This window comes from Allobosea sp. P5_A5, assembly GCF_056400625.1.
In genome coordinates this window covers 14,411-41,253 of record NZ_JBFUKY010000005.1, presented here as the reverse complement: position 1 = coordinate 41,253, position 26,843 = coordinate 14,411, and the positions used below count along the sequence as shown (strand labels likewise).

Here is a 26,843-nt window from a genome sequence, read left to right as displayed (position 1 = left end):
GGCGGCGATCCGCTGTATGTGGAAGACGGCCCCGACCCGCGCGATTTCTGAACACGGGGATGAATGATGGCAGCTGTTGGTTATCGCGACCTGCGCGACTTCATCGGGCTGGTCGAGGAGATCGGCGATCTCAAGCGGGTGCGCGGTGCGCCAGCCGAATATGAGCTCGGCGCGATCACCGAGGTCGCGGCAGGGTCGCCCGCCTGCCCGGCGCTGCTTTTCGACGACATTCCCGGACTGCAACCGGGTTTTCGCGTCTTCTCGAACGCGACGGTCAACACGCGCCGTGCCGCGCTGGCGCTGGGTATCGATCCCTCGCTTTCGCCGCTGGAGGTGTTGAAGACCTGGAAAGAGCGTCGCGGCACGCTGAAGCCGATCGACCCGGTCACGGTGAAGGACGCCGCTTTCCTCCAGAACGGTATGCGCGAAGGCGAGGTCGATCTTTCGCGGTTTCCGGCGCCGATCTGGCACCGCGGCGATGGCGGCCCCTATATCGGCTCGGGGAGCCTCGTCATCACGAAGGATCCCGACGAGGGCTGGGTCAATGCTGCGATCTATCGCGTCCAGGTGCACGGGCCCGACCGGGTGACCGTCCAGTTCGACCACAAGGGCCGCCACGGCGCGATGATCTCGAAGAAGTACTGGGATCGCGGCGAGCCGTGTCCGATCGCCATCGTCAACGGCCAGGATCCGGCGCTTTTCATCGCCGGCTTCGAATACCTCCCGGAGCGCCATCCCGAATATGCCTTTGCCGGGGCGATCAAGGGGGAGCCGATCGAGGTCTATGAACTGCCGCTGACCGGTCTGCCGGTGCCCGCCCATGCAGAGATCATTCTAGAGGGCTATCTGCTGCCCTTCGACGAGGTGAACCTGCCGGAGGGGCCGTTCGGCGAATTCACGGGATATTACGCCGCCGACAAGCGGCCAGCGCCAGTGATGGAGGTGAGGGCCGTCCATTACCGCAACGATCCGATCCTGCTCGGTTCGCCGCCTCTGAAGCCACCCCGCTTCCATTTCGGTATTCCGTTCCGGGCCGCCAGCATCTGGGCTAATCTCGAAGCCTGCGGCGTGGGCGACGTCGTCGGCGCCTGGCAACACGTCTCGCAGCTGATGACCGTGGTCGCGATCAGGCAGCGCTATGCCGGCCATGCCAAGCGGGCAGGGCTGATCGCTGCAGCCAACAGCTATATGGGCCGCGTCGTGGTGGTGGTCGATGAGGACGTCGATCCCTCTAATCTCGCCGACGTGATGTGGGCGGTGACGACGCGCGCGGAACCGTCGGAAGATGTCGATATCATCCGCAATGGCTGGAGTTCCTCGCTCGATCCACGCATTTCGGCTGCCGATCGCGACTCCGGCCGCACCTCCAATTCCAAGATGATCATCGACGCTTGCATTCCCTTCGAGCACCTGGCCACCTACCCCAAATCCTCGGCTCTTTCCGTCGAGGAGGCGCTGGCGGTGAAGCGGCGATGGCCCGATATCCTGGGAGTGTGAGGCGATGGCGGCGAGCCGGCTGATAGTCGGGATCTCCGGGGCCTCGGGCGTGGTCTACGGCGTCGCGGTCCTGGATGCGGCGCGTGCGCTGGGGCTGGAGACGCACCTTGTCATGACGCGCTCCGCCAAGGTGACGTTGGCCCACGAGATGTCGCTGAAGGTTCGCGACATCGAGGAGAAGGCCGACCATGTCCATGCCGTCGAGGACATCGCGGCGCCGATCTCCAGCGGCTCGTTCAAGACGCTGGGGATGATCGTCGCGCCCTGTTCGATCCGCTCGCTCTCGGAGATCGCGCATGGCACGACGTCGAGTCTGCTGTCACGTGCGGCCGATGTCGTGCTGAAGGAGCGGCGCAGGCTCGTGCTGATGGTCCGCGAGACCCCGCTGCACCTCGGCCACCTGCGCAGCATGGTTCAGGTGACGGAAGCCGGGGCCATCGTCATGCCGCCGGTGCCGGCCTTCTATGCCAGGCCCAACAGCATCGACGATATCGTGCGCCACACCGTCGGCCGTGCACTCGATCTGTTCGACCTCGATATCGGCGGCTTGAAGCGCTGGGGCGAGGTCGGGGCGTGAGCTGCGCGGCCCGGCCCGACACGGGGCTCGATCTCGATTCCCCATTTTGGCGTTTCGCCTTGCGGCTCTATGCCCAGCCGGGAGTCTCGCCCCTGTGCCTGGCTTTGCAGGACGAGAACGGCATCGACGTGAACCTCCTGTTATTTGCCTGCTGGTGCGGCAGCATCGGCCGCATGCTTGATGCAAACGCTGTCGCAACGGTGTCGTCCCAAACCAGACCTTGGACCGAGGCCGTCGTGACGAAGCTGCGGGAGGCACGGCGCGCCTGGAAAGAGATCGGCCCCGACGCGGTTCAAGCCAAGACAGGGCGCGAGACCTTGAAATCGATCGAGCTTCTCTCGGAGCGCATCGTCTGCGCCATGCTCTATGCGGCCCATGAAAGCCTGGGAGCACGGGCTCGCGAAACCGCATCGCCGATCGATAACGTGCCGGCGAACGTCGGGCTGGTTCTGGCGCGAGCCGGCGTCGCGCCGCCCCGCATCGAGGCGGCTTCGGCCTTGCTGGGGCAAGCCTGCCGCGCGGCTTCCTGACGTCAAGCGCGGGCGGCGGTAAATCGGTTGGCCGGCACATCCAGGCCGAGGTGATCGCGCAAGGTCGTGCCGGTATAGTCCTGACGGAACAGCCCGCGCCGCTGCAATTCCGGCACGACCAGTGCGACGAAGTCGTCGAACGTGCCGGGGAAGGTTGCCGGCACCAGCATGAAGCCGTCGCAGGCCTGGCCGGCGAACCACGCTTCCATGATGTCGGCCACCGTCGATGGCGAACCGCAGGCGACGAGATAGGCCCGCGAGACCGCGAAGATGTTGTAGATGTCCCGCAGCTTGCAGCCGGGCCGCTGGGCGAGGGTGCGGATCACCGCATGATAGCTGTGGATGTGGGCAGAAGGGGGCAGGTCCGGCATCGGCCCGTCGAGGTCGTAGCCCGACATGTCGTGGCCGAGCCGTTCTGACAGCGTGTTGATTGCGCTGCGATCGTCGACCAGCTCGACCATGGCGGCTAGCTTCTCCCGCGCCTCCTCGTCGGTTCGACCGACGACCGGGAACAGGCCGGGCAGGATATTGCACTGGTCCGGCAGGCGCCCCATGGCGGCGACGCCGTCCTTCATTTCGCGGTAGAAGGATTGAGCCACGTCAAGGTCCTGCTGCACCGTGAAGATCGCCTCGGCATAGCGGCAAGCGAAGTCGCGTCCCGCATCGGAGGCGCCGGCCTGCACGATGACCGGTTGGCCCTGCGGCGTTCGCGAGAGGTTGAGCGGCCCGCGCACTTTGTAAAATCGGCCGTCATGATCGATTGCGTGCACCTTGCTCGCATCGACATAGACGCCGCTGGCGCGATCGGCGATCCGGGCGCCGTCCTCCCAGCTATCCCAGAGCGCCTGAACGACATCGACGAATTCGGCGGCCATCTCGTAGCGTAGATCGTGCTCGATCGGCTGGGCGAGCCCAAAATTCGCGGCCGCCTGCGGGGTAGAGGTCGTCACCACGTTCCAGCCGGCGCGGCCATTGCTCAAATGGTCCAGCGAGGCGACGAGCCGCGCGAGATTATAAGGCTCGCTATAGGTGCTGGAGCCTGTCCCGATGAGGCCGATGCGGCTTGTCCGCATCGCCAGCGCCGACATCAAACTAAACGGCTCGAAGCGCGCGATCGAGCCGGGATGGTCGCCGGGCGACGATGCAAGGCCATCGGCGATGAAGACGAAGTCGAATTTGCCTCGCTCGGCTGTCTCAGCGATGTGAAGGAAGGCATCGAGGCTCTCGCTGCTGGTGAAGGAACCGTCCATCCGCCAGCCGGCGACATGATTGCCGGTGCCGACCGAGAATACACCAAGATGCATCGTCCGGCTGGTCACGGCTCCGTCCCTGTTCAGCCTTCAGCCGCGATCGCGGCAAGGTGTGGAGCAACGACCTCGTCATAGGTCAGGTCGCGGTCGAGCTTGCCCATGGCGCGGCAGGCACGGCTCATTCCGGCGACGAAGTTTGGTGCGATCGCCTTGTCGTAATAGGGCAGGTCGCGCCGGATCAGGTCGGTGATCAGCGCGGCCTGGGCCGGGGGGAACAGAGCGTTGCCGACCTGGGTGGCGTGCTCGACGTCAGCCTTGAGCAGTTCATGCGTTTGGGCGATCGCGCGGATGATCTTCCTGGCGACGTCGGGTTGCTGCTCGGATAGATCCTGCCGCACCGCAATCGACGCCATCGTGCAGTCGAAGGCTGCTCGCGGTCCGTCGCCACGCCGCGCATCGAGAACGACCGTGCCGAAGCCCTTGCGAACGGCGATCTCGGCCGCCATGCCATTGGCCCAAAAGCCGTCGATCTGGCGGTTCTGCAACGCGCGAGCGGCGTTAAGCCCGAAATTCACCGACTTTTCGGGCGGCGCCGGGACGGGGCCGATCGTGATGCGATCGCGCTCCAGATCCATGCCGGCTTCCCGCAGCAAAAAGCGCAGACCCATCTCCACCCACGGTGCGGCCCCGATGCGGCGGCCTTTCAGCACGCTCAGGTCGCCCCGCTGTGCCTTGAAGTCGGCGTGCATGACGAGAAACCAGTACATGCCTTGCGCCTGCGCGCAGAGCAGCTTGACGCCATCGAAGCGCGGAAAGGCCGCGAGCGCCGAATGGGCGGAGCCCGCCACGATGTCGATCGTGCCGTCGCGCAGGGCCTCATAGGCCTTGTCGACTGGGAAGATCAGCTCCAGCGAGACGTCGAGTCCGCATTCCTTGAAGACGCCGAGTTCGATCGCGGCCTCTGCCGGGAAATACGAGTTCGACACCATATCCGGTACGGCGAGCCTCATCGTCTTGCTCCGTCCTTCCGCTGCCGGCCGCATCAGTAGTAATGAATTTCGAACAGGATGCAGCCGTTCACCGATTTGAACGGGCCGTGATAGGCGCCGGGCGGGCGCACGGCGTAGGTGTAGCCGGTGAAGGATTCACCACCCTCGCCATTGGCATCGTTGCCGACGGTCAGATCGCCCTCCAGTAGGAAGACCTCTTCGAAATACTCATGGACGAAAGGCGAGGTCGTGTAGACACCGGGGTCGAAGCGCAGCAGCCGCGTGCGGTTGCCGCGCTTGCCGGGCTCGTCCAATCCGCCGCCGATGATCTTCTGCTTGATGCCGGCTGGGTAGCCTGGGGGCGTGTGCCAGCCGCTTTCCATGTCGAGCCGGTGGAATTCGTCATGGGTCTTCTCGTAGACGACGGGGTCGCTCATCGGAATCATCCCTCGATCGGAAGGCTGCGGATGGAATAGGCGGCGGTGATGGAGCGCCCGCTGCGAGGATCGTGCAGCTCCATTTCGAAGCGATCGGCCGATGCGACGCCGCCGATGGCTGCGAATGTGCCGCAGAACATGGCAGTGCCGTCCGGCAGCGACTTGCCGCCATTGTACAATTCGATCAGCTCGGCGACGGGCCGCATCGCCTTGGCGGTGCCCTCCTGGTAGAGCCGCCGCTCGCCGTCTACGACGGCGTGAGAGCGCAGCACCAGCTCGTCCCAGTGGTCGGCGACCTCTGAGAAGCGCCAGAGCCTGGCGGAGACCGGCTTGGCGCACATCTGCTTGGAAAGCGAAACGCCCATGGCTTCCGCCTCGCGGTCGGTATGGTCCGAGCCGACGCCGACCCAGAGTTCGCCGTCGAGCGCGACCACGACCGGTTCGATTTCGCCGCTCGATGCGGTGCCGAGAACCTCGATGGTGTCGGCCGTCGTCAGTAGCGCAGCCGCCGCACGATAGAAGATCGGGGTCGTCTTCGGTCGCTTCACTCCCAGCGCTTCAAGTTCCTTGATGTGATGTTCGACCGCGTTCTGATCGCGGCCGGTCCAGCCGGCGATGATCAGGCGATCGATTTGCGAGGTCAGGAATTCTCTTTCGGCAGACACGCGAACCTCCGGATCGGCCGGCGACAACGTGCCGGAACAGGTGCATGATTTTGCTTCGGGTATAACTTGTCAAGTTTAGGTTATTAATGAAGCTAAAAGGAGGTTCGGCTTGGCCCGATCGGGCGGGCTTCCGCTAGGCGGAAAAAGCGCCGTCGCTGACAACCATATTATTTTTTTAGCTTTCATCTTGATATAAATTTGGGAGGCGATAAGGTCGTGGCTCATGGCGAGGGGAGAGCGACCGTGAAGGCTTGGCTGACATACGATTTCAACGACATGCGGCTCGAGGACGTGCCGGAGCCAAAGGCCGAGCCCGGTTGGGTCGTCTGCCGCACAAGGGTGCTGGAACTCTCCGTTACCGAGGTCGCCGAGTTCAGCGGCGCGGCGGTTTCGAGCCATGAGAGCCTGAAGGCGATGCTGGCCAAGGGCCAGCCTCTACCACTGTTCGGGCACGAGTTCTGCGCCGAGGTCGTCGAGGTCGGGGAGGGCGTCACCAACGTCAAGCTTGGCGACCGGGTCTTCTACCATCGCGGTGTGCCATGCGGCGCCTGCAAGTATTGCCAGGCGCATCGTCCGCAGCTCTGCCGTTCCGTGATTAACGTCGGCGAGGACACCCCCGGTTGCCTGGCCGAATATTTCCCGGTGCCGGCCCGCATGGTCGCCGCCGTCCCCAACGAGATCAGCGACGCCGAGGCCGCCGCGCTGCAACCGCTGGTCTCGATCGTCGGTGCCACCGAAGGCATCGGCATCGAGATGGGCGACACCGTTGCGGTAATTGGCCTCGGCCCCATGGGGCTGGACTCGTTGCAGGTGGCGCGCTGTGCCGGCGCTTCGCGTGTCATCGCCATCGCCCGCCGCGACGCCGTACTCGATCTTGCGAAGCAGTTGGGCGCCGACGTGCTCGTCAACACGACCCATCAGGACCCGGTCGAGGCCGTGATGGAAGCGACGAAAGGCTTTGGCTGCGATGTCGTCTTCGATTGCGCCGGCGGTGCCACCGGGCAGGGTCATGCCGGCACGCAGGCCTTCCAGCAGGGTTTGCAGATGCTGCGGCCCGAAGGTCGCATCATCGAAATCGGCCATCTGCCGACGGGCGCGGAAGTCACCTTCGGACTGATCGAGAAAAAGGCGCTGCGGGTCGTCGGGCGCCGCTCGCCCTCGCCGAAGATGATCGACTACGCGATCCAGCTCGTTGCCTCCAAGCGCGTGCAGATCACGCCGACGATCACGCACACCCTGCACGGACTCGACAAGGTCCCGGAGGCCTTCGACATCCTCGCCAACAAGGGCAAATACGGCGTGATCAACCCGCCGCAGGTCGTCGTCTGGCAATGAGCCGAAGGTGGGGAGCGGCTCCGGTCGCCCCGCCGATGCGCAATGGTTTGAGGAAGCCGTCATGATCTCCGAAGAGCAGCTGGCCGCATTGTCCTATCCGACAATGCCGCGCATGGTCTCCAATGAATTCCCGGGAGCCAAGGCGCGTGCCGTCATCGAGCGCGCCATGCAGTTCCAGAGCCCGACGCGCCCCTCCGTGCGTGGGCGGCTCGTCATCGAGAGCGGCCGCGGCGCCGGCATCCAGGACCCCGACGGCAATACCTTCATCGACCTATCGGCCGGTGTGGCCGTCGCCAATGTCGGCCGCAGCCATCCGAAGGTCGTCGCGGCCGTCAAGGCGCAGGCCGATCGGCTGATGCACTCCGCCGGGCTCGTCAGCGAGACGACCGTGGCGCTGGCCGAAAAGATTTCGGCCTCGATGCCCGAGGGCCTCCGCGGCGAATGCTTCACCTGGTTCGGCATGAGCGGCTCCGCCGCCAACGAGACCGCGCTCAAATACGCCAAAGCGATCACCGGCCGCACACAGATCGTTGCCTTCGAGGGCGCGTATCACGGCGTCTTCCACGGCACGCTGGCGCTGACCACGCGCGAGAATTTCCGCAAGCCCTATGGGCCGATGATGTCGGGCGTGATCCACATGCCTTATCCTGACGACTACCGGCCTTTCCTCGATCTGGAGCCGGAGGCCGCCGCAGCGGCCTGCTCCAAATATCTCGACCATCGCCTCTCGACGCCCAACACCGGGGCCGACGACGTCGCCGCCGTCATCGTTGAATCGATGCAGGCCGATGGCGGCTATCTCGATCCGCCGCTGTCGTTCCTAAGGGCGGTGCGCGAAATCTGCACCCGCCGCGGCATCCTGCTGATCCTCGACGAGGTGCAGGCCGGTGGCGGACGCACCGGCAAGATGTGGGCCTGCGAGCATGCCGGCGTCGTGCCGGACATGATGACTTGGGCGAAGGCGATCGGCGGCGATCTGCCGCTGTCGGGCGTCACGGTCCACAAGCGCTATCAGGAAAAGCTGCCGCTGGGTTCGCAGGTCATCACCGGTGCGGAGAACGCGCTCGCCAATGTCGTGGCATTAGCCAATCTCGAAATCCTGCTCGATCCCGAGGACGACCTCATCGGCCGCTCGGTCGCGGTCGGCGAGGAGATGAAGCAGGAGCTGACGCGGATCGCGGAGAAGAGCGCCTTTCTCGACGGCGTCCGTGGTCGCGGCTTCTTCATCGGTGTCGAGCTGGTCTCCGACAAGACGAGCAAGGAGCCTCTCGACCTCAAGCGCGTCGGCGCGATCCTGCAGCGCTGCGAGCAGCTCGGCGTGCGCATCATGTCCTGTGGGCGCCACGGCTCGACCATTCGCCTGATGCCGCCCTTGACCATCACCCGCGAGCATTTCCGCGAGGGGCTGAGGCTTTTCGGTCAGGCCGTTTCCGAGGTCGAGCAGGGCATTGCCGCCTAAGGGCGACGCAGGGATCAAGACGGTTTGCGAGGCACCGATGAGCGAATTCACATGCAGCCAGGAAATCGTCAGCCAGGCACGCCGAAACCTCAATCAGGAGGTTTGGGACTATCTGACCGGCGGCGCCGAATCCGAGACGACGATGCGGCGCAACCGTCATGCTCTCGATAGCTACGCCTTCCTGCCCCGCGTCCTGCGGGACGTGTCCAGCGTCGACCCGTCCGGCACCCTGCTCGGCCATAAATTGCGAATTCCGGTGATCCTCGCCCCGATCGGCTCCTTGCAGGCGATCGAGAAGGGCGGGGGCGCCAGCTCCTGCCGGGCGGCCGCCCGGTTCGGCACGGTGCCGATGATCAGCTCGATCACCGAGCCTTCGCTGGAAGACAGCGCGGCCTCGGCTGAGGGGCCGAAGATGTTCCAGCTCTACGTCCGCGGCGACTTCGACTGGATCAAAGCCATACTGAAGCGGGTCAAGGAGGCCGGCTACGACGCGCTGGCCGTGACTGTCGATTCCTCGCATTACGGCATTCGCGAGCGCCAGCTGATGAACCGCTACCTGCCGCCGAGCGTGAAGGCGCAGAAGGACCGGCATCTTCAGGCTGCGATCACCTGGGATCTCGCCAGCCGCATCCGCGACGAATGGGGCGGCCACTTTATGCTGAAGGGCGTCGCCCATGTCGAGGATGCCGCGATGGCAGTCTCGCGCGGTGTCGACGCGATCTACGTCTCCAACCATGGCGGGCGCCAGCTTGACCATTGCCTGGGCGCGCTCGACTCGCTGGTCGAGATCGCGGGCGAGGTGAATAAGAAGGCCGAACTGATCGTCGATGGCGGCTTCCTGCGCGGCACCGACGTCATCAAGGCTGTGGCGCTGGGCGCCACGGCCGTCGCGATCGGGCGGTTGCAGGGCTGGGCGCTCGCGGCCGGCGGCGAGGCGGCGCTCTTCCGCAGCCTCGAACTGCTTGAGCGCGAGATTGTCAATGCGCTCGGACTGCTCGGCGTCACCTCCTTCGCCGAACTGAGCCCGGCCTATGTCCGCAAGGCGGAGGTGATCGGGCCGACGCACGAGCTCAGCACCTTCTATCACCTACGCGATCGGCTGCTGTGAGGATGATCGCGATGCAGGACGATTGGGCCAATCTGATCGGCGGCGAATGGGTCCGCGCGCGCAGCGACCGCGCGATCGCAGTCGTCAACCCGGCGACCGAAGCCGAGATCGGCCACTTGCCCCTCGCCGGGAAAGACGAGTTGGACCGCGCGCTGGAGGCCGCCCAGGCGGGGTTCAAGCTCTGGCGCAAGGTGCTGCCGCAGGAGCGTGCCAAGGTCGTGCGCAAGTTCGGCGCATTGATGCGCGAGAACGTCGAGATACTCGCGGCGGCCATCACCGCCGAGCAAGGCAAGACGCTGGCGGAGGCGCGCGGCGAGGTGACAGGCGCAGCCGAACTCGTCGAATGGCTCGCCGAGGAAGGGCGCAGGCTCTACGGCCGCATCGTTCCCTCTCGTTTCGCCGATAGCCGCATCCTGGTCATGCATGAGCCGGTCGGCGTCGTGGCGGCGTTTTCGCCCTGGAATTTCCCGTGCAGCATGGTGTCGCGCAAGATCGCGCATGCGCTCGCCGCTGGCTGCTCCGTCATCGTCAAGCCGGCGGAGGAGACGCCGACCGCCGCCATCATCCTCGGCCGCCTCTGTATCGAGGCCGGCGTTCCTCCCGGCGTCGTCAACATCGTCTATGGCGATCCCGCCGAGGTCTCCGCGCATCTGATCGGCAGCCCGATCGTTCAGAAGATATCGCTGACCGGCTCGGTCGGCGTCGGAAAGCATCTGGCAGCGCTTGCCGCCCGTGACCTGAAGAAGATCACGCTCGAACTTGGCGGTCACTCACCGACCGTGGTCTTCGAGGACGCCAATGTCGAACTTGCCGCCAGGCAGTGCGCCGGCTCGCGCTTCCGCAATGCCGGCCAGGTCTGTACCGCGCCGACCCGCTTCTATGTCCAGTCGGGCGCAGTCGAGCGCTTCACCCGGCATTTCGTCGAGGCGGCCAAGGCGATCAAGGTCGGCGACGGTGCCGATCCTGCCAGCCAGATGGGGCCGCTCTCCAACCGTCGTCGCCTTGAGGCGATGGAGGAGTTCGTCGCGGACGCGAAAGCGCGCGGCGCGCGGGTGCTGGCCGGCGGCGAGCGTCTCGGCAATCGCGGCTTCTTCTTCGCGCCGACCGTCTTCGCCGACGCGCCGATCGACAGCGCGGTGATGACCCGCGAGCCCTTTGGGCCACTGGCGCCGATCCGGTCTTTCGAGACGGCTGACGAGGTTCTGGAACAGGCCAACAGCCTGCCTTACGGGCTCGCAGCTTATGCCTTCACCAGCTCGCACAAGACCGCAGCCGCGATGTCTGAGGGGCTGCGAGCGGGCGTCGTCGCCATCAACGGCGTCACCGTCACGGCACCGGAGGCGCCTTTCGGCGGCGTCGGCGACAGCGGCATTGGCCGCGAGGCCGGAGCCGAGGGCCTTGCCGAATACACCCACATCAAAACGATCACCGAGACCTTCCTCTGACCGCCTCGCCGAAAGCCGCGCCATGAACCCGGACATTCCCGCCAAGAGCGCCGAGACGACGATGGCCTGGGGCAGCGACGCTGCCGCGGAAATGCTGCGGCATCTCGGCATCGACTATGTCTGCGTCAATCCGGGCTCCAGCTTCCGCGGGCTGCACGACAGCCTCGTCAATTATCTCGGCAACGAAAACCCGCAGATGCTGCTGGCGCTGCATGAGGGCAGCGTCGTTTCGATCGCTCACGGCTATGCGAAGGCCAGCGGCCGCACCATGGCCGTCGTGCTGCACAGCAATGTCGGACTGATGAACGGCATGATGTCGATCTTCAACGCCTGGTGCGACCGCGTGCCGGTCCTGATGCTGGGTGCAACGGGTGCCGTCGACACCGCCGTCAGGCGCAACTGGATCGACTGGATGCACACCGCCCGCGACCAGGGCGCCATGGTCAGGCATTTCGTCAAATGGGACGATCAGCCCCATTCGCCGGCGGCAACGATCGAGGCGATCGGCCGTGCGCATATGATGGCGCGCACCGCGCCCTGCGGACCCTCTTACGTCATTCTCGACCGTCGCCTGCAGGAGGATGCGTTGCAGACGCCGCTCGCGCTGCCGCCCGCCACCCTGTTCGATCCTCCGGCGCGTGTCGTACCAGGTCGCGAGACCGTGGCGGGCGCCGCTCGCCTGCTGAAGGACGCGAGGGCGCCGGTCATCCTGATGGGCCGGGTTTCTCGAAGCCCGGCCGACTGGGCGTTGCGCGTCAAGCTCGCAGAGCTTCTGGGCGCACGCGTCATCACCGATCTGCGCACCGGCGCCTCCTTCCCGACGGAACACCCGCTGCACGGCGCACCGCCCGATCTGTTCCTGACCGGCGTCAACCGGAAGCTGCTGACCGATGCGGACGTCGTGCTCAGCCTGGATTGGACCGACGTTGCGGACGTTATGCGCGCCGGCGCGGTGGAGGCCGGCACCCGCAAGCTGATCCACGTCTCGGTCGATCACTATGTGCATAACGGCTGGAGCGGCGACCATCAGCGCTATAGCGGCGCCGACATTCATCTGCCGGTCGAGCCCGACGCCGTGCTCGCGCCGCTCATCGCGGAACTCGAGGCGCTGGGTGCGGCGGCGCCTGTCCCGCTCACGGTACCGCCTGCGCCAGCGCGTCCGGCTCCGCATGGACTTCCGACGCTGGCCGATATCGGTGCTGCCCTGTGCGAGGTGAAGGGCGCGCGCGAGCTCTGCCTGGCCCGTGTGCCGCTGAACTGGCCGGCCGGAGCCTATCCCTTCCGCGATCCGCTCGATTATCTCGGCTATGACGGCGGTGGCGGCGTCGGATCGGGCCCCGGCATGGCCGTTGGCGCAGGCCTTGCCTTGAAGGGCAGCGGTCGCCTGACGCTCGGGATGATGGGGGATGGCGAGTTTCTCGGCGCCCCCTCCGCCCTCTGGACGGCCGCGCATTACCAGATCCCGGTGCTCTTCGTGATCGCCAACAACCGCAGCTACTACACCGACGAAGTCCAGCAGGAGGCGGTGGCGCAGCATCGCGGCCGTCCGCCCGAGAACAAATGGATCGGCCAGCGCATCGACGACCCGGCCATCGACATCCCGGGCCTGGCTCGCGACTTCGGCGTGGAATCGGAAGCCTCGGTCACCGATCCTGCCATGATCGCGGCAGCGCTTGAGCGCGGGCTCGCCGCCGTCGAGGCCGGCCGGCCCTACCTCATCGATATCCGCATCGATTCCACGCGTGGTTCGAGCCTCGATTGGCTCAACCATCACTGACTTGTAAGAGGAGCACGACATGGCCCTGGCTCCCGCCGATACCGGTGGCGATACGACGATCCAGATCGACAGGGCGGGCGTTCTCTCGGGGCGCAGGCTGGCGGCCTCTATCGGGCTCGATGCGCCGACGATCTTCGGCCTCGCCACGGTCGTAGTAGTGCTGCTGCTGATCGAGGTGCTCGTCAGGACAGGTGTGGTATCGAGCCTGATCATCGCCCGCCCGAGCGAAGCGATCGGCGCGATGTTCCATGCCGAAACGCTGTCCAAGCTCTGGACGGCGACGCAGATCACCTTCGGCATGGTTCTGGCGGCGATGCTGGCAGAGGTGATCATCGCCGTTCCCGCCGGCTATCTGCTCTATCGCTACAAGGCCTTCGGCAAGGCGTATGAAGGTTGGCTGGCCTCGCTCTTCGCCGCGCCGATCTTCCTGCTCTACCCGCTCTTCATGGTCGTTTTCGGCCGCAACAACTTCACGCTGATCTTCATGGGCGTGGCGGCAGGCATCATCCCGATCATCGTTCATGTGCGGCTGGCGTTCATGTCGGTACCGCCGACCTTGATCAAGGTCGGGCACAGCTTCCATATGTCGGAAAGCACGATATTCTGGAAGATCATGGTGCCGGCGGGCGCCAAGACCATCTTCACCGGGATCCGACTCGGCCTGATCTACACCCTGATCAACATCATTGCCATCGAATACCTCGTCGACGCAGGCGGTCTCGGCCGGATGGTCTCCGACAGCTATTTCCGCTTCGACATTACCGGCACTTACACGGCAATCATTGCCGTGACGCTGGTCAGCGTCGTGTTCAACATCATCGTCAACCGCATCGAGAGGCTGGTGAGGTAGGCATGGCGTCCAATCCATCATCGAGCGCAGAGCCAAACGGACCTTCCGTCCTCACGATCAAGTTCGTGACGATCGCGATCCTGCTGACCGCATGGCAACTCGTCGCGATCTCCGGCCTGCTTTACAAAGGGCTCGTCCCGCCGCCGCTGGCGGTGGCCGGCGCACTGGTTGCCGAACTGACCGGGTCTTCGGTCTATCGCGATCTCGGCATCACCCTGTTCACATCCTTTTCAGGTTTCGTCATCGGTTCGCTGATCGCGGTTCTCGTGGGGATCTGGCTCGGCTCGAGCACGTTCTTCCGTCGCGCCTTCGAGCCCTACATCCTGGCGTTGGCCGGCACGCCGAAGATCATCTTCCTGCCGATCCTGTTTCTGGTCTTCGGCCTCGGTTTCGAATCCAAGATTGCGAAATCGGCGATGTCGGCCTTTTTCCCGGTCGTGTTCAGCACGATCAGCGGCTATCTCCAGATCAGGATCATCCTGCTGCGGGTCGGCGACAGCTTCCACCTGCGCTGGCTACAGAAGGTGCGGATGATCTATCTGCCGGCGATGCTGCCTTCGCTGCTCGTCGGCCTGCGGCTGGGGCTCGCCATGTCGATCATCGGCGTGCTGTCGGCCGAGATCGCCTATTCCGATTCCGGGTTGGGCTACCGCCTGATGCGCTATTCGGACCAGTTCCAGATCCCGAGCATGTACGCGACGATCATCGTGATCTTCGCTCTCGCCTCACTGGTCAATGCCGGCTTCAACCGCTTCCAGCGCAGCCGGCTGCGTTATCTCGAACGTCCCGGCGAATGAGCCTGGAGCCTGCTCGCGCCGATAACTCCTCCGGCATATCCGGCGGCCTCGGAAAGCCGGTGCGGCGTGTCGAGGACGGGCGCCTCGTTCAGGGCCGCGGCCGCTATACCGATGATATCGCGGCGTTGTCCGGCGATGCGGCCCATCTGTATGTGCTGCGGTCTCCCCATGCCGCGGCGCGCATCCTCTCCATCGATGCGCAGGGCGCCCGGCAGGCCGAGGGCGTGCTCGCGGTGCTCACTGCTCGCGAAATGGAAGCGGAGGGCTTCGCGCCCATTCCCACACGGGTCAAGCGCCAGCGTGCCGACGGCTCTCCGTCGCCGGAGCCTCCCTACTTTCCGCTGGCGCGCGGCCAGGCCCGCCATGTTGGGGAGGGAGTCGTCGCCATCGTGGCGGAGACCCTGAACCAGGCGCGTGATGCAGCTGAGCTCGTGGACATTCGATATGGACCTGTCGAGGCCGTCGCCGATACGACACAGGCGGCCCGGGGCGACGCTCCGCAGGTCTGGGCTGATCTGCCCGACAACATCTGCTTCGATTTCCGGGCCGGGGACGTGGCGCGCACCGAGGCGCTGTTCGCGCAAGCCGCCCATATTGTCTCCGAACGGATCGTCATCAGCCGTGTCGGCACGAATTCGCTCGAGCCGCGCAATGCGCTGGGCGCCTTCGACCCGCGCACCGGCCGCTACACGCTCCATGCCGGGCTTCAGTCGCCGCATATGATCCGTGGCGAACTCGCCACGATCCTGCGCGTGCCGCCGGGCGGCATCCGGGTCGTCGCCCCCGATGTCGGCGGCGCCTTCGGAATGAAAGGCAGCTTGCATCCCGAACTCGTCCTCGTGCTCTGGGCGGCGAAGCTGACTGGCCGATCGGTCCGCCATACGGCCGATCGCTCCGAGGGCTTCATGTCGGACCATCAGGCGCGCGACAATGTCTCGGACGTGTCGCTCGCCCTCGACGAGCGGGGCGGGTTCCTCGCATTGCGGGTCGAGACGCTCGCCAATATCGGTGCCTATGTCGCCTCCAACGGGCTGCACGCGCCCACCAACAACATCGGCGGGCTCGCCGGTGTCTATACGACGCCAGCCTTCGACGTGCGGGTGCGCGGCGTCTTCAGCAACACCGTGCCCACCTGTCCGTTCCGCGGGGCCGGGCGGCCGGAAGCTTCCTTCTGCATCGAGACGATCATCGACAGGGCAGCGCGCAAGCTCGGCCTTGACCGTGCCGAGATCAGGCGCCGCAATATGATCCCGTCCTCAGCGATGCCGTACCGGACGCCGCTGGTCTTCACCTACGACAGCGGCGAGTTCGAAGCCGTCATGGATAAATGCCTGAAGGCTGCCGACTGGAAGGGCTTCGAGCAGCGCCGCCGGGAGGCAAGGAAGCGCGGCAAGCTGCGCGGGATCGGTATCGCCAGCGTGATCGAGATCGCCGGCGGGCCTCCCGACCGGCCCTTCGAGGAATATGCCGAGATCCGCTTCGACGCTGCGGGCGACATGACGATCCTCGCCGGCAGCCATTCGCAGGGGCAAGGCCACGAGACGACCTATCACCAGATGGCGGCCGAACTGCTGGGCGCTGCGAGCGAGACCGTCAAGGTCCTCTTCGGCGATACGGATGTTGTCGCCCACGGGCGCGGTACGTTCGGCTCGCGCACGATGATGGCGTTCGGCGCGGCTTTTTCGCGCGCCAGCGAGCGCATCGTCGAGAAGGCGAAGCCGATCGCCGGCCATCTGCTGGAGGCCGCAAGCGAGGATATCGTCTTTGAGCGCGGGCGCTTTCTGGTCGCAGGGACGGATCGTTCGGTGTTGCTGCGGGAGGTCGCGGCCGCCTCCTTTCAGTTGCGTTCGCTGCCTGCCGGGTTCGAGACGGGGCTGCAGGCCTCGGCAAGCGTCGCCCTCGACAAATCGACCTTCCCCAATGGCTGCCACATCTGCGAAATCGAGATCGACCCCGAAACAGGGCACCGCGATATCATCGCCTATCACGTCGTCGACGACGTCGGGACTGTGGTGAACCCGCTGCTGCTGAAGGGCCAGATCCATGGCGGGGTGGCACAGGGCGTCGGCCAGATTCTCGACGAGTTCATCGCCTTCGACTCCGATGCGCAGGTGCTGACCGGTTCCTTCATGGACTATGGCATGCCGCGCGCGATGGACCTGCCGCCCATCGGCGTCGAGAGCCACCCGGTGCCGACCACGACGAACCCGCTTGGCGTCAAGGGCGCGGGTGAAGCCGGCACGGTCGGCGCGCTGCCTGCCGTGATGAGCGCGATCCGCGACGCGCTGGCGCCGCTGGGCATCGAGCAGGTGGAGATGCCGGCGACGCCGCTGCGGCTCTGGCGCGCGATCCAGACGGCGCGTGCAGCCTCGCAGCCGCTCTCCGGCTGACGGAGATCCTGGGGAATGACGATGGCGAACGTGTTGTATCCGGAACTCATCGACCCCGACACCGGGCTGGAGCAGAGCGTCCTTGCCGGCCATTGCAACGTCACCTTCCGCGATGTCCCGCAACTCTCCGACATCGACGAGGTGACCTGTCGCGAGACGGACGGGCTGCTGGTCTTCCGCCATCATGTGACGGAGGCCGATTTCGCCCGGTTCCCGAAGCTCGGGGTGCTGGTACGCATCGGCGTCGGATACGACCGCATCGCGATGAAGACGGCGGCGGCGCGCGATATCCTGGTCTGCAACGTGCCCGATTACGGGACGACGGAAATCGCCGACCACTCGCTGGCTCTCGTGCTCGCCTTGCGGCGGGGGCTGCTGCTGCACCACGACCTTCAGCGCGGCGATGAGCCGGCGCCCTGGCTGATGATCGACACGCCGCTGATCGACCGCTCCGGCACCCAGACCTTCGGCATCGTCGGGCTCGGGCGCATCGGCACGGCGGTGGCTTTGCGCGCCAAGGCGTTCGGCTTTCGCGTCGTATTCTACGACCCTTATGTGCCGAACGGCACCGAACTGGCACTCGGCGTCGAGCGCATGCGCTCGCTTTCCGAACTGCTGACGGTCTCGAACGTGTTGTCGCTGAACTGCCTGCTCTCCGACGAGACGCGCGGCATGATCGGCGCCCCCCAGCTCGCGCGACTTCCGGCCGGCGCGGTGGTCGTCAATACGGCGCGCGGCGCGCTGATCGATATCGACGCGCTCGGCGAGGCGATGCGGAACGGACATGTCGCCGGAACCGGTCTCGACGTCATCCCCGTCGAGCCGCCGGTGGAGCCGCTTCCGGCCCTTCTCAAGGCCTATCGGCAGCGCGAGCCCTGGCTGGACGGGCGCCTGATCGTGACGCCCCATGTCGCTTATTACTCGCAGAAGGCCGATCGCGACATCAGGGTGAAGGCGGCCGAGACGATGGTCGCCGCACTGCAGGGACGCCCGCAGAACGTCGTGCTGGCGTCGAGCCGTTTTCCGGTCACAAGTCGGTGACGGCAATGTTGGAGCCGGGTCAGGCAAGCATCGTGGCGGCGCCGCGGCCTGTCGACGAGACGCCGCGAAACCTCGCCGGGTTCCTGTGCCTGGACGATTTTCAGGACGCCGCGCGGCGCCGTCTGCCACGCCAGATCTACGGTTACTATGCCGGGGCCGCCGAGACCGGCCAGTCCTTCGCGGCCAATCGCGACAGCTTTCGCAGCTACGATCTCGTACCGCGTGTTCTGGCCGACGTCTCCGGCCGCTCGACGAGGACAAGCCTCTTCGGTCAAAACCATGACGCGCCCTTCGGTATTGCGCCGATGGGCCTGTCGGGGCTGGCGACCTTCGACGGCGAGATCGCGCTCGCTCGCGCGGCCGATCGGGAGCGCATCCCCTCGATCGTCAGCGCGACGTCGCTGACCAGGCTCGAACGGATCGCGGAGGAGGGTGGCGCCCGCTGGTTCCAGGCTTATCTTCCCGGCGAGGATTCGCGGATCGAGGCGATGGTCGAACGCGTCGCCGCCGCAGGCTACGACACCCTCGTCTTGACGGTTGACGTCCCCGTTCCAGCCAATCGCGAGAACAATGTCCGCGCCGGCTTCAGCATCCCGCTGCGCCCATCGCTGCGACTGGCTTGGGACGGGATGATCCGCCCCCGCTGGCTTATCGACACTTGGCTCAGCAGTTTCCTGCGAAAGGGCGTGCCGCACTTCGAGAACATGGACGCCTTCCGCGGGCCGCCGATCCTCTCGCACAACGTGGTGCGGGCTATCGGCGCGCGTGACCAACTCGCCTGGCGGCATCTCGAATTGATTCGTAGGCTCTGGTGGGGGCGTCTCGTCGTCAAGGGCGTTCTCTCAGCCCATGATGCGGTGCTGGCGCGGGAGGCGGGCGCCGATGGCGTCATTGTTTCGAACCATGGCGGCCGTCAGCTCGACGGCGCCAGGCCGGCGCTCGCGGCCCTGCCGGAGGTCGCGGAGGTTGCCGGCACCATGGCGGTGATGATCGATGGCGGCATCCGGCGCGGTTCGGATGTGCTGAAGGCTCTGGCGCTCGGCGCCGATTTCGTCTTTCTCGGCCGGCCGTTCCTGTTCGCGGCGGCGGCGCGCGGCGAAGACGGCGTCGTTCATGCGATCAGGCTGCTCAAGGCCGAGATCGATCGCGACATGGCGTTGCTTGGGGTGAACGAGGTTTCGGCGGTCGGACGGGGCCATGTCGAGGCTGCGCTCTGCCGCCGCTTTTGACGCAAGGCCGAACACCGGTGCCGTTCGCGCGATAGGGGAGAGACCATCATGGCGATGACGATGAGCGGCGAGGCGACTTTGCCGGCGGGCAAGGATGTCGTCTGGGCGAAGCTGAACGATCCCGAGGTGCTGAAGGCATGCATCCCCGGCTGCGACCAGCTGACCAAGGATGACGACACGCATATGTCGGCGGTGGTGAAGGTGAAGCTCGGCCCGGTGAAAGCGACCTTCAAGGGCAAGGTCGAGCTGGTCGATCTCGACCCGCCCAACGGCTATCGCATCCAGGGCGAAGGGGAGGGCGGCATCGCCGGTTTCGCCAAGGGCGGCGCCAAGGTGATGCTGTCGGACGTCGAGGGTGGCCAGACGCTGCTGCGTTACGAGGTCGAAGCGCAGGTCGGCGGCAAGCTGATGCAGCTCGGCTCGCGGCTGATCGATTCCGTCTCGAAGAAGCTGGCCGACGAGTTTTTCTCGAATTTCGCAAAAGCCGTCAGCGAAGGCTGACGGAGCCGCGCTTGCATTGGAGAAACGGCACCATGAACGACAGCCTTCACGATCTCGAGCAGCGCCTTCAGTCCGGCGATATCACCGCCGAGGCGCTGGCCGACGAAGCGCTGGCTCGCGCCGCGGCACCTGATGGCGAGGGCGCAAGAGTCTTCATCGAACGTTATGAGGACAAGGCGCGGGCGATGGCTCGTGCCTCCGATACGCTGCGCGAGGCGGGTGTCGTCCGCTCGCCGCTTGAAGGCATCCCGGTTTCGATCAAGGACTTGTTCGACGTGGCCGGCGAGACGACCCGCGCCGGTTCCATCGCGCTGGACGATGCGCCAGCGGCCACGCAGGACGCCGAAATCGTGCGACGCCTCGTTGCGGCCGGCGCCGTGCTCGTCGGCCGCACCAACATGACCGAATTCGCTTTTTCAGGCCTCGGCCTCAATCCGCATTACGGCACGCCGCTCAATCCTTACGATCGGGCGACCCGGCGCATCCCCGGCGGGTCCTCCTCCGGCGCGGCGGTGTCGGTGACGGACGGCATGGCCGCGGCCGCGATCGGCACGGATACCGGCGGCTCGGTCCGGATTCCTGCCGCACTCTGCGGCCTCGTCGGCTTCAAGCCCTCCGCGGCGCGCGTGCCTCTGCAAGGTGCCTTGCCGCTATCGAAGAGTCTCGATTCGATCGGCCCAATCGGAAGCAGCGTCGCCTGCTGCGCGCTGCTGGACGCGGTTCTCTCCGGCACCCCGTTTGAACTTCCCGAAGCCTTGCCATTGGCCGGCCTGCGGCTTGCCGTCCCGACGACGCTTGCGCTCGACGGCCTGGACGAGACCGTCTCCGAGACCTTCCGCCGTGCCCTGAGCCGGCTTTCGGCAGCCGGTGTCCATATCACCGATCTGGCGGTACCGGAGTTTGCGGCGCTCGCCGCGATCAACGCCAAGGGCGGTTTCGCGGCCTCGGAGGCTTGGCACTGGCATCGCGCTTTGATCGAAAAGGCGGGCAGCCGTTACGACCCCCGCATCCTGATGCGAATCCGGCGCGGCGCCGACCTCACGGCGGCGGAATATCTCGATTTGATCGAAGCCCGCACGCAATGGATCGCGGCGGTCGAGATGCGGCTCGCGCCCTTCGATGCACTGGTGATGCCGACGGTGCCCGTCATCGCGCCCCGCATCGCCGACCTCGAAGAGGATGCGGCCTTCGGAGCGACCAATCTGCTCATGCTGCGCAACCCGACCTTGATCAATTTTCTCGACGGCTGCGCCTTGTCCCTCCCTTGCCATGATTCCGGAGAGGCTCCCGTCGGGCTCATGCTCGCCGGCCCTCGCGGCAGCGATCGGCGCATCGTCGCGCTTGGCCTCGCTGTCGAAACGGCCTTGGGGTTCGCGGGCTGAACGTAGCGGGATCACGATTGTCCCGCTGACACGTCAGCCGTCTTTTTCAGGCATTTCCGCCGGCGACGCCCGACACTGGGCGTTCGTCGTGAGCGGCCGGCGATGGCTTTTATCTTGCTTGGGCGGCAAGCAAGGAAAAGCCGCTTGACAACGCAAGTTGCGACGCGAAATCTATACAGAATTTACATTTCTAAGAAATCGAATCCGCTGCCGAATAAAACCAGGGGAATGGCAGGTTGCGGGTTCGATGTAACCGATTCAGAGCGGAGAAGCCGACATGTCGATCTCGATTCCAGGCAGGCTGGCCTTTGGCTTCGCTGCTGGCCTGATGTTGTCCCTGCCGGCCGGCGTCTTGGCCGCGGACCTGACGACGGCGGTGTTCATCAGCCCGATCGGCGAGGTCCTCAAGAAGGACGTGATCGAGCCCTACGCCAGCCAGAACAAGCTCGATATTGCATCCGACAATCGCGACTGGGGCCTCGGCGCCGTCCGCGCCAAGGTCGAAGGCGGTAGCGGCGCCTGGGATGTCGTATCGCTTGAAGAGGTCGAAGCGCTGCAGGGTTGCGACGAGGGGCTGTTCCAGCCGCTAGACCGCAAGAAACTGCCAAACCTCGCAGATTTCGACGCGATAGGCGAAGGCTATTCCTGCGGGGTGCCGATCTATTTCTACAGCTCGGTACTCGCCTACGACAAGAAACGGATCAAGGACGAGCCGACGTCCTGGGCCGACCTGTGGGACCTCGAGAAATGGCCCGGCAAGCGCGCCTTGCATCGCACGGTCAGCGGAACGCTGGAGATCGCGCTGATGGCCGACCGGGTGCCGCGCGGCGACGTCTATAAGGTGCTGGCGACGAAGGAGGGCGTCGATCGCGCCTTTCGCAAGCTCGATGCGATCAAGCCGAACGTCATCTGGTGGCAGAACCCAGGCCAGTCGCGCCAGATGCTGGCGGCGGGCGAGGTCGCGCTCGCGGTGACCTATGACAACGGCATCCGCTACTTCAACAAGACACAGGGTACCGATTTCGGCCTCGTGCGCAAGGATGCGATCATCCATGTCGACTTCTGGGCTATCGTCCAGGGCAGCAAGCATGTCGAGAAGGCTTATGCCTTCATCAACGACGCCATGAGCCCGCAAAAGCAGGCGGCCGTTACCAACGGCCTGGCGATCTCGACTCCGAACCGCAAGGCGATCGAGTTCGTCGATGCGGATTTGAAGCCCTTCCTCACTCCGAACCCGGACAATCTGAAGGAAGCGATTTCGCTCGATGCGAAATTCTGGCTCGACAACACCGACGCCCTGTCGCAGCGCTTCGAGGCCTGGCTGACGGCCAAATAGTTTCTGGCCGATCCCGTTATTCCGAACGCCCCGGTCCTTGCCGATGCCCGTGCGCGGTGCCGCTCAGGCAGACTAGCCATCGGCCAATGGCCAAGCGCGGCGTTTGACATCGTCCGTTCAGCCGAGCCGGAAAACAAATTGTCAATAAAAGCTTCGTAATATAGCTAAAATGTGTATTTATATGAGCGTGCAAGGCGCTCGCGCGGGACGCATTTGGCGCGGCGCGGATGTCAGCCCGCTTGGAGAGATGAACCAGCATGCGCGCCGTTCTCGAAGCCACCTTGCCGGCACTCAGCGTTTTGATCTTCCTCGCGATCTGGCAGCTTTACGTCCAGCTCGGGGGCATCCAGCCGATCTATCTTCCTTCGCCCGTCGCCATCGCCTCGGCAGGGGCAACGATGATCGAGGATGGCTCGCTGTGGCCGCATCTGGCGGCGACGGTCATGCGGATTTATGCCGGCTTCGCGATCGCCGCGGTGCTGGGAATCGCGTGTGGGGTGCTCATGGGCATGTCGCTTCTCACGCGAAAGATCGCCGATCCCTGGATCGCCGCGCTCTATCCCTTGCCGAAGATTTCGCTGATCCCGCTGCTGGTGATCTGGCTCGGCACCGGGGAAGCCTACAAGATCGTCATCAGCGCGGTCGCCGCGTTCTTCCCCATCCTGATGAGCACCTATGCCGGCGTGCGGCAGGTCGACACCGGGCTCGTCAAGGCGGCCGAGGATCTCGGAGCGTCCCGGCGCCAGGTGCAGATGCGCGTCGTCATTCCCGCCGCGATCCCGACGATCCTCGCCGGTCTCCAGCTGGGCACAGGTGTCACGATCATCCTGGTCATCGCGGCTGAAATGATCGGCGGCACCAGTTCGGCCGGTCTCGGCGGACTGTTGATCAAGGCCGGCCAGATTCTCGAGACCGAGAAGGTTTTCTCGATCCTGATCGTCCTGGCGCTGATGGGCGCTGCGATCATGAAAATTCAGGAATGGGTCGCTCGTCGCCTCATGCCCTGGGCCGACTGAACCGGCCGACCATGCAAACGAGGTGTCGACGATGAGATCGCTGGTTCTGGTCATGAGCGTGGTGCTTGCCGCGCTGACATCCCCCGCTTTGGCGGACGACACCGTTCGCGTCGCCGAAGGCCCGTTCATTTCGAGCGGTGGCTTCCTGATCGCGCGCGAGCGGGGCTACTTCAAGAAACTCGGCATCAACGTGGAAACCCGTGTCTTCGACGACGGTGCACTGGCGATCCCGGCGATGATCGCCGGCGAGATCGACATCAGCACGATGCCGGCTTCGGCCGGACTGTTTAACGCAGTGGCGAAAGGCGCCCCGCTCGTCATCGTGCTGGACCGCGGGCGAGACCGCGGAGAGAACGCCTACACCTCGATCAGCGTCACCGGCGCCCTGGCTGCCGAAGGCGTGAAATCCTCGGCCGATTTCGCCAAGCTCAAGGGCAAGCGCATCGGCATTCCCGCGATCGGCAGCATCAACCACTACAATATCGCGATCGGGCTCGAGCGCGCCGGGCTGGATCCGGTCAACGACGTCAAATATGTCTCCGGCATCGGGCAGCCTGATCTCATGAAGATGCTCGGCCAGAAGACAGTCGACGTCGCCGCGATATCCTATCAGTTCAGCCTCTTCGCACAGACCAGTGGATGGGGGCCGATGGTTGCCACGGGCAGCAGCATCGAAGACGATCAGCAGGTCGCGACCTTCGCGGCCCACAAGACCTTCCTGGCGCGTAATCGTGACGCTTTGGTGCGGTTTGCCATGGCCTATCTACGTGGTGCACGGGATTTCAACGCCGCTGCTGCCGACCCCAAGGCGCATCCGGAGGTGGTTGCCATCCTGGCCGCGCATACGGCCATCGGGAAGGCGGAACTCGTCGTCGCGATGGCTCCGCATTGGAGCTATATCAGCCCGGACGGCCTCCCGAACGTGGCCTCGATCATGAAGATGCAGGACTACTGGTCCAAGGGTCCCTTCAAGCTCGTCCAGCAGACCGTCCCGCAGGACAAGCTCTTCGATCTCTCCATCGCCCAGGAGGCCGCCCGGCGTCTCGCGAGCGAAAAGCCCTTCGACTGAGGGTGGCGTCGACTCGCAGCCGCGTCCGAGCGCCCGCCCTCAACCTGATGGAATAGTGGTCAGATGGACATCATCGTCGACGACATCCGCCAGCAATGGCCCCGCAAGGGCTCCGGTGCCTTCATTGCTCTGGAGAGCGTGAGCCATCATTTCCGCTCCGGTCGATTTTCCTGCATCCTGGGTCCCAGCGGCTGCGGCAAGAGCACCCTGGCGCAGATCATCGGCGGGCTTTCCAAGGCCACCAGCGGGCGGGTCACGATATCGTCTTCGGCGAGTGCCGGCACACGCCCGCAGGCGCCATCGATCATGGTCTGGCAGAACCAGAACCTGTTTCCCTGGCGCACGGTGGAGGACAATGTCGCCTTCGGACTGGAGATGACGGGGGCCGGCCGCGAGGACCGTCTTGCAAAGGCCCGATCGCTCCTGAGCAAGGTCGGCCTTCACGGCTTTGGGCAGTATTATCCAAAGCAGCTTTCCGGAGGGATGCGCCAGCGCGTCGCCCTCGCTCGGGCGCTGATCATGGACCGGCCGATCATGCTGATGGACGAGCCGTTCGGCGCGCTAGACGCCCAGACCAAGTTGGTAATGCAGGAGGAGCTGATCCGCATCTTCGAAGAAAGCCGCAAGACGATCGTCTTCGTCACCCATGCAATCGAGGAGGCGATCCTGCTTGGAGACGAGGTCGTCGTCATGACCGCGCGCCCCGGCCGTATCAAGGAAGTCCTGCCGGTGGATCTGCCGCGCCCGCGCTCGCTCGCGATGGTGAACACGCCGGCGTTCTCCGCGCTTTACAAGCGCGCTTTCGACCTGATCCGGGAAGAGGTGACCCATGCCATGGAGCAGCAGAATGCGTCGCTGCTCGCTGAGGCAGAAGCGGTCTGACGACACGGCGGCATGCTTTCCCAAGCCTAGGAGTGCAAGCTACTCTGCCACGGAATTGGGCATCCGCTCCGATCGGGACTCCTGTTTGCACGCTGAGTGGGCAGCCATCGCTTGACATCGTTTTGGCTCCGCTATTTATATACAATATTAAGATAATATGTCTGAGCCGGCATGGTGCGGACCACTCGGCGAACCCGACGGCGGTCAAAGGGGAGTACGGTGCCGATGACGCTGGTCCGCAACACTGCTCTCGTCGCCGCAGCGGTCTGTTCGATGGCTGCGGCCTCCGCGGGGCGGGCGGCCGACCTGACCGTCTCGGTCTTCATCAGCCCGATAGGGGAGGTCCTGAAGAAGAGCGTGCTGGAGCCTTACCAGAAGCAGTCCAGGCTGGACCTGCGGATCGACAACCGCGACTGGGGCCTCGGCTCCGTGCGGGCCAAGGTCGAGGCCGGAGGTGCCGACTGGGACATCGTGACCACCGAGGAAACGGAAGTCCTGCAGGGCTGCGACGAAGGCGTCTTCGCCGAGATCGATCGCGCGAGGGTGCCGGGCCTGGCCGAATTCGACAAGATCGGCGAGAGCTACAAGTGCGGCGTGCCGTTCATCTTCTACAGTTCGGTGCTTGCCTATGACCGCAAGAAGTTCAAGGGTCAGCCCTCGTCATGGGCCGATCTGTGGGACATGAAGAAATGGCCAGGCAAGCGCGCCATGCGCCGCAGCCCGATCCAGACGCTCGAGATCGCCTTGATGGCCGACGGTGTCGCGCGCGCAGACGTCTACAAGGTGCTGGCCACGAAGGAGGGCGTGGACCGCGCTTTCCGGAAACTCGACGTGATCAAGCCCGAGGTTGTCTGGTGGGTAAATGCCGGCCAGTCGCGTCAGTTCCTGGCATCCGGCGAGGCCGTGATGGGAATGACCTATGACAACGGCATTGCCTTCTTCAACAAGACGCAAGGCACGGATTTCGCCCTGACACGCAAGGACGCCATTCTTCTCACGGACTTTTACGCGATCGTGCAAGGCAGCAAGCATGTCGAAAACGCGTATGCGTTCCTCAACTATGCGGCAAAGCCGGAGGTCCAGGCTGCCGTAACCAACGGCTTGGCGATCTCAACCCCGAATTCCAAAGCGATGGCGTTCGTCAACCCGGACTGGAAGCCGTTCTTGACGCCCAATCCGGATGCCCTGCAAGACGCGATACCGCTCGATGCGGAGTTCTGGGTCAATCACACCGACGATCTGACACGGCGTTTCGACGCCTGGATTGCGGCCCGGTAGGCG

24 protein-coding genes are annotated in these 26,843 nt (G+C 65.0%); 20 read left to right on the top strand and 4 right to left on the bottom strand.

The annotated features are described in order from the left end of the window. Positions 1 to 66: 66 nt before the first annotated feature. Genes AC1DR6_RS11790 through AC1DR6_RS11780 form a run of 3 tightly spaced genes read left to right on the top strand, consistent with a single transcriptional unit; the run spans position 67 to position 2,604 of the window. Positions 67 to 1,497: a UbiD family decarboxylase gene (locus tag AC1DR6_RS11790; RefSeq protein ID WP_476829422.1), complete on the top strand. Its 1,431-nt coding sequence runs from the start codon at positions 67 to 69 to the stop codon at positions 1,495 to 1,497. 4 nt (positions 1,498 to 1,501) lie between these two features. Beyond that, a complete protein-coding gene (locus tag AC1DR6_RS11785; protein WP_476829421.1) occupies positions 1,502 to 2,074 on the top strand; it encodes a UbiX family flavin prenyltransferase in 573 nt (190 codons plus the stop codon). After that, a complete protein-coding gene (locus tag AC1DR6_RS11780) occupies positions 2,071 to 2,604 on the top strand; it encodes a TIGR02444 family protein (protein WP_476829420.1) in 534 nt (177 codons plus the stop codon). Before AC1DR6_RS11785 ends, AC1DR6_RS11780 begins: the two co-directional genes overlap by 4 nt. A 2-nt stretch (positions 2,605 to 2,606) precedes the next feature. Here AC1DR6_RS11780 and AC1DR6_RS11775 read toward each other — a convergent pair whose 3' ends face one another. The 4 genes from AC1DR6_RS11775 to AC1DR6_RS11760 are packed head-to-tail and all read right to left on the bottom strand — an operon-like array spanning position 2,607 to position 5,945. Continuing rightward, positions 2,607 to 3,923 carry an LLM class flavin-dependent oxidoreductase gene (locus tag AC1DR6_RS11775; RefSeq protein WP_476829419.1) on the bottom strand — a complete coding sequence of 439 codons (1,317 nt, stop codon included), beginning with the start codon at positions 3,921 to 3,923 and terminating at the stop codon, positions 2,607 to 2,609. A 14-nt stretch (positions 3,924 to 3,937) separates the two neighbouring features. After that, a complete protein-coding gene (locus AC1DR6_RS11770; protein WP_476829418.1) occupies positions 3,938 to 4,864 on the bottom strand; it encodes an ABC transporter substrate-binding protein in 927 nt (308 codons plus the stop codon). Between the two features lie 32 nt (positions 4,865 to 4,896). After that, a complete protein-coding gene (locus AC1DR6_RS11765; protein ID WP_476829417.1) occupies positions 4,897 to 5,280 on the bottom strand; it encodes a cupin in 384 nt (127 codons plus the stop codon). A 5-nt stretch (positions 5,281 to 5,285) separates the two neighbouring features. After that, the gene (locus AC1DR6_RS11760) at positions 5,286 to 5,945 is read right to left on the bottom strand and encodes a DUF2848 domain-containing protein (RefSeq protein ID WP_476829416.1); all 660 of its coding nucleotides are present in this window, start codon (positions 5,943 to 5,945) and stop codon (positions 5,286 to 5,288) included. 243 nt (positions 5,946 to 6,188) lie between these two features. On the opposite strand from AC1DR6_RS11760, the gene AC1DR6_RS11755 reads away from it, so the two are divergent. From AC1DR6_RS11755 to AC1DR6_RS11675, 17 genes are all read left to right on the top strand, one after another. Then, a complete protein-coding gene (locus AC1DR6_RS11755; protein ID WP_476829415.1) occupies positions 6,189 to 7,280 on the top strand; it encodes a zinc-dependent alcohol dehydrogenase in 1,092 nt (363 codons plus the stop codon). Positions 7,281 to 7,341: 61 nt separating this feature from the next. After that, positions 7,342 to 8,739: an aspartate aminotransferase family protein gene (locus AC1DR6_RS11750; RefSeq protein ID WP_476829414.1), complete on the top strand. Its 1,398-nt coding sequence runs from the start codon at positions 7,342 to 7,344 to the stop codon at positions 8,737 to 8,739. Between the two features lie 37 nt (positions 8,740 to 8,776). Beyond that, positions 8,777 to 9,847 (top strand): alpha-hydroxy acid oxidase, encoded by a 1,071-nt coding sequence (locus tag AC1DR6_RS11745; protein ID WP_476829413.1) that lies wholly within the window; start codon positions 8,777 to 8,779, stop codon positions 9,845 to 9,847. Positions 9,848 to 9,858: 11 nt separating this feature from the next. After that, positions 9,859 to 11,292, top strand: a complete 1,434-nt coding sequence (locus AC1DR6_RS11740) for an NAD-dependent succinate-semialdehyde dehydrogenase (protein ID WP_476829412.1) — start codon at positions 9,859 to 9,861, stop codon at positions 11,290 to 11,292. A gap of 22 nt (positions 11,293 to 11,314) precedes the next feature. Further along, positions 11,315 to 13,069 carry a thiamine pyrophosphate-binding protein gene (locus tag AC1DR6_RS11735; RefSeq protein ID WP_476829411.1) on the top strand — a complete coding sequence of 585 codons (1,755 nt, stop codon included), beginning with the start codon at positions 11,315 to 11,317 and terminating at the stop codon, positions 13,067 to 13,069. A 19-nt stretch (positions 13,070 to 13,088) separates the two neighbouring features. After that, entirely contained in the window at positions 13,089 to 13,919 is an 831-nt protein-coding gene (locus AC1DR6_RS11730; protein ID WP_476829410.1) for an ABC transporter permease, read from the top strand. Positions 13,920 to 13,984: 65 nt separating this feature from the next. Beyond that, positions 13,985 to 14,716, top strand: a complete 732-nt coding sequence (locus AC1DR6_RS11725; RefSeq protein ID WP_476829409.1) for an ABC transporter permease — start codon at positions 13,985 to 13,987, stop codon at positions 14,714 to 14,716. After that, positions 14,713 to 17,106, top strand: coding sequence for a xanthine dehydrogenase family protein molybdopterin-binding subunit (locus tag AC1DR6_RS11720; protein WP_476829408.1), 2,394 nt, complete (start codon positions 14,713 to 14,715; stop codon positions 17,104 to 17,106). The genes AC1DR6_RS11725 and AC1DR6_RS11720 overlap by 4 nt, the downstream gene beginning before the upstream one ends. A 15-nt stretch (positions 17,107 to 17,121) precedes the next feature. Next, positions 17,122 to 18,147 (top strand): C-terminal binding protein, encoded by a 1,026-nt coding sequence (locus AC1DR6_RS11715; protein ID WP_476829407.1) that lies wholly within the window; start codon positions 17,122 to 17,124, stop codon positions 18,145 to 18,147. A 5-nt stretch (positions 18,148 to 18,152) separates the two neighbouring features. After that, positions 18,153 to 19,376 carry an alpha-hydroxy acid oxidase gene (locus tag AC1DR6_RS11710; protein WP_476829406.1) on the top strand — a complete coding sequence of 408 codons (1,224 nt, stop codon included), beginning with the start codon at positions 18,153 to 18,155 and terminating at the stop codon, positions 19,374 to 19,376. A 48-nt stretch (positions 19,377 to 19,424) separates the two neighbouring features. After that, positions 19,425 to 19,877: an SRPBCC family protein gene (locus AC1DR6_RS11705; protein WP_476829405.1), complete on the top strand. Its 453-nt coding sequence runs from the start codon at positions 19,425 to 19,427 to the stop codon at positions 19,875 to 19,877. Positions 19,878 to 19,909: 32 nt separating this feature from the next. Further along, positions 19,910 to 21,259: an amidase gene (locus AC1DR6_RS11700; protein ID WP_476829404.1), complete on the top strand. Its 1,350-nt coding sequence runs from the start codon at positions 19,910 to 19,912 to the stop codon at positions 21,257 to 21,259. Between the two features lie 277 nt (positions 21,260 to 21,536). Continuing rightward, positions 21,537 to 22,595 (top strand): extracellular solute-binding protein, encoded by a 1,059-nt coding sequence (locus AC1DR6_RS11695; RefSeq protein WP_476829403.1) that lies wholly within the window; start codon positions 21,537 to 21,539, stop codon positions 22,593 to 22,595. A 257-nt stretch (positions 22,596 to 22,852) separates the two neighbouring features. After that, the gene (locus AC1DR6_RS11690; RefSeq protein WP_476829402.1) at positions 22,853 to 23,611 is read left to right on the top strand and encodes an ABC transporter permease; all 759 of its coding nucleotides are present in this window, start codon (positions 22,853 to 22,855) and stop codon (positions 23,609 to 23,611) included. A gap of 31 nt (positions 23,612 to 23,642) precedes the next feature. Beyond that, positions 23,643 to 24,680 carry an ABC transporter substrate-binding protein gene (locus tag AC1DR6_RS11685; protein ID WP_476829401.1) on the top strand — a complete coding sequence of 346 codons (1,038 nt, stop codon included), beginning with the start codon at positions 23,643 to 23,645 and terminating at the stop codon, positions 24,678 to 24,680. Between the two features lie 63 nt (positions 24,681 to 24,743). Next, positions 24,744 to 25,562 carry an ABC transporter ATP-binding protein gene (locus tag AC1DR6_RS11680; protein ID WP_476829400.1) on the top strand — a complete coding sequence of 273 codons (819 nt, stop codon included), beginning with the start codon at positions 24,744 to 24,746 and terminating at the stop codon, positions 25,560 to 25,562. 225 nt (positions 25,563 to 25,787) lie between these two features. Continuing rightward, positions 25,788 to 26,840, top strand: coding sequence for an extracellular solute-binding protein (locus AC1DR6_RS11675; RefSeq protein ID WP_476829399.1), 1,053 nt, complete (start codon positions 25,788 to 25,790; stop codon positions 26,838 to 26,840). The last annotated feature ends 3 nt before the right edge of the window (positions 26,841 to 26,843 follow it).

Excerpts from the sequence above, each read along its gene's own strand:
- AC1DR6_RS11790 (WP_476829422.1), top strand. The coding sequence starts at position 67 with ATGGCAGCTGTTGGTTATCGCGACCTGCGCGACTTCATCGGGCTGGTC.
- AC1DR6_RS11785 (WP_476829421.1), top strand. The coding sequence starts at position 1,502 with ATGGCGGCGAGCCGGCTGATAGTCGGGATCTCCGGGGCCTCGGGCGTG.
- AC1DR6_RS11770 (WP_476829418.1), bottom strand. The coding sequence starts at position 4,864 with ATGAGGCTCGCCGTACCGGATATGGTGTCGAACTCGTATTTCCCGGCA.
- AC1DR6_RS11765 (WP_476829417.1), bottom strand. The coding sequence starts at position 5,280 with ATGAGCGACCCCGTCGTCTACGAGAAGACCCATGACGAATTCCACCGG.
- AC1DR6_RS11750 (WP_476829414.1), top strand. The coding sequence starts at position 7,342 with ATGATCTCCGAAGAGCAGCTGGCCGCATTGTCCTATCCGACAATGCCG.
- AC1DR6_RS11745 (WP_476829413.1), top strand. The coding sequence starts at position 8,777 with ATGAGCGAATTCACATGCAGCCAGGAAATCGTCAGCCAGGCACGCCGA.
- AC1DR6_RS11740 (WP_476829412.1), top strand. The coding sequence starts at position 9,859 with ATGCAGGACGATTGGGCCAATCTGATCGGCGGCGAATGGGTCCGCGCG.
- AC1DR6_RS11735 (WP_476829411.1), top strand. The coding sequence starts at position 11,315 with ATGAACCCGGACATTCCCGCCAAGAGCGCCGAGACGACGATGGCCTGG.
- AC1DR6_RS11730 (WP_476829410.1), top strand. The coding sequence starts at position 13,089 with ATGGCCCTGGCTCCCGCCGATACCGGTGGCGATACGACGATCCAGATC.
- AC1DR6_RS11720 (WP_476829408.1), top strand. The coding sequence starts at position 14,713 with ATGAGCCTGGAGCCTGCTCGCGCCGATAACTCCTCCGGCATATCCGGC.
- AC1DR6_RS11715 (WP_476829407.1), top strand. The coding sequence starts at position 17,122 with ATGACGATGGCGAACGTGTTGTATCCGGAACTCATCGACCCCGACACC.
- AC1DR6_RS11710 (WP_476829406.1), top strand. The coding sequence starts at position 18,153 with ATGTTGGAGCCGGGTCAGGCAAGCATCGTGGCGGCGCCGCGGCCTGTC.
- AC1DR6_RS11705 (WP_476829405.1), top strand. The coding sequence starts at position 19,425 with ATGGCGATGACGATGAGCGGCGAGGCGACTTTGCCGGCGGGCAAGGAT.
- AC1DR6_RS11700 (WP_476829404.1), top strand. The coding sequence starts at position 19,910 with ATGAACGACAGCCTTCACGATCTCGAGCAGCGCCTTCAGTCCGGCGAT.
- AC1DR6_RS11695 (WP_476829403.1), top strand. The coding sequence starts at position 21,537 with ATGTCGATCTCGATTCCAGGCAGGCTGGCCTTTGGCTTCGCTGCTGGC.
- AC1DR6_RS11690 (WP_476829402.1), top strand. The coding sequence starts at position 22,853 with ATGCGCGCCGTTCTCGAAGCCACCTTGCCGGCACTCAGCGTTTTGATC.
- AC1DR6_RS11685 (WP_476829401.1), top strand. The coding sequence starts at position 23,643 with ATGAGATCGCTGGTTCTGGTCATGAGCGTGGTGCTTGCCGCGCTGACA.
- AC1DR6_RS11680 (WP_476829400.1), top strand. The coding sequence starts at position 24,744 with ATGGACATCATCGTCGACGACATCCGCCAGCAATGGCCCCGCAAGGGC.
- AC1DR6_RS11675 (WP_476829399.1), top strand. The coding sequence starts at position 25,788 with ATGACGCTGGTCCGCAACACTGCTCTCGTCGCCGCAGCGGTCTGTTCG.